The following is a 1,548-nucleotide window of genomic DNA, read 5'->3' as shown; positions in this document are numbered from 1 at the left end:
GTTGAACCACGGTCCCTTGCCGATGCGATCGCGTGCGTCGGTGTCGCTGGTCGAGAGATAGGCGCGCCATGTTTTACCGGTAATGCCGGCCGCTTCGGCCAGCGACCCGCAATGGGCATCGGCACCCGCAAGGCCGCCGAGATCTGCGCCCTTGCCGGAGCCGACGCTGGTGACGAAGAAGCTCATTGTCGCATCCTGCGAGGATGCGCCGCCGATGGCTGCTAGCGATGCAGCGGCGGTGACGAGAAGCAGTTTGCGCATGGTGGTCCTCCGTTTGCGAACGTTTGGCATTCCAACAACGTCGGTGGCGGTGCAATTCTTCCGCCAAATTGCGCGATGCGTCTACTCCGGCTGCCGGTAGGCAACAAAGCGGTTGTGCTTGGCCTGGAAGATCAGCCCGGTTTCCCTAAGCGCAGGGCTGGCCAGCGGCAGGATGCGTTTGGCGATCTCCTGGGGGTGCGGCAGCGTTTCCGGGTCCTCGCCGGGCACTGCCTGCGCCCGCATGGCGGTGCGGGTTGCCCCGGGGTCGGCGGCATTGACCCTGAGGGCCAAGTTTTCGGTCTCATGCGCCCAGGAACGCATCATGGTCTCGACCGCCGCCTTCGACGCCGCATAGGGCGCCCAGAACGCTCGCGCCGAATGGGCGGCGTTGGAGGAAAGCACGATGGCGCGGCCGGCATCGGAGAGCCTGAGCAACGGATCGACCGAGCGGATCAGTCGCCATGTCGAGGTGACGTTGATGGTCATCACCCTTTCGAAGGTCTTGGCCTCGACATGACCGATCGGCGAGATGACGCCAAGCACCGCCGCATTGGCGACCAGGACGTCGAGCTTGCCCCAGCGCTCGTGGATGGCGCCGCCCAGCCGGTCGATGCCGGCCATGTCGGCGAGGTCGAGCGGCACAAGGGTGGCGTGTCCGCCCGTTGCCTTGATCTGGTCGTCGAGTTCCTCCAGTCCGCCGACGGTGCGGGCAACCGCGATGACATGCGCTCCAGCGGCGGCAAGTTCCAGGGCGATGAAGTAGCCGATGCCGCGCGAGGCACCGGTGACGACCGCGACGCGGCCGGAAAGGTCGAGGGCAGGGGTCACCGGGCAGCTCCGAAGGTTAGCGCTCTATGATGTCCGGCAGGACAGAGGGCCGCGATACAGCAATCGCGACGAAATTTTGCAAACCGGCGAAATTCGCGGGTTCCAGCTAGACCTACGCCCCGCCCGCCGCCAGCAGCGACAGCGTGCGCACATTGTCCGAACCTTCGAAGTCGGCGAGCCGGGTCGGATATTGCCCGGTGAAGCAGGCGTCGCAGAACTGCGGCTGCTCATTGGCGCGACCGGCCTCGCCGACGGCGCGGTAAAGCCCGTCGATCGACAGGAATCCAAGCGAATCGACGCGGATAAACTCGGCCATCTCTTCCACCGACATGCGCGACGCCAGCAGCTTCGACTTTTCCGGCGTGTCGACGCCGTAGAAGCAGGAGGCGCGCGTCGGCGGCGAGGCGATGCGCATGTGCACTTCCTTGGCGCCGGCATCGCGCACCATCTGCACCTGTC

1 protein-coding gene and 2 pseudogenes are annotated in these 1,548 nt (G+C 65.8%); all 3 read right to left on the bottom strand.

The genetic code is table 11. From position 1 onward, the window contains the following. Positions 1 to 261: pseudogene (locus EOA85_RS34995) on the bottom strand (hypothetical protein); the annotation flags it as partial. An 81-nt stretch (positions 262 to 342) separates the two neighbouring features. Continuing rightward, positions 343 to 1,089: an SDR family NAD(P)-dependent oxidoreductase gene (locus EOA85_RS34990; protein WP_127212706.1), complete on the bottom strand. Its 747-nt coding sequence runs from the start codon at positions 1,087 to 1,089 to the stop codon at positions 343 to 345. Positions 1,090 to 1,201: 112 nt separating this feature from the next. After that, a pseudogene (locus EOA85_RS34985) lies at positions 1,202 to 1,548 on the bottom strand (amidophosphoribosyltransferase); the annotation flags it as partial.

The organism is Mesorhizobium sp. M5C.F.Ca.IN.020.29.1.1 (assembly GCF_003997375.1).
GTDB lineage: Bacteria > Pseudomonadota > Alphaproteobacteria > Rhizobiales > Rhizobiaceae > Mesorhizobium > Mesorhizobium wenxiniae.
This window is presented reverse-complemented; position numbering and strand designations above follow the sequence as displayed.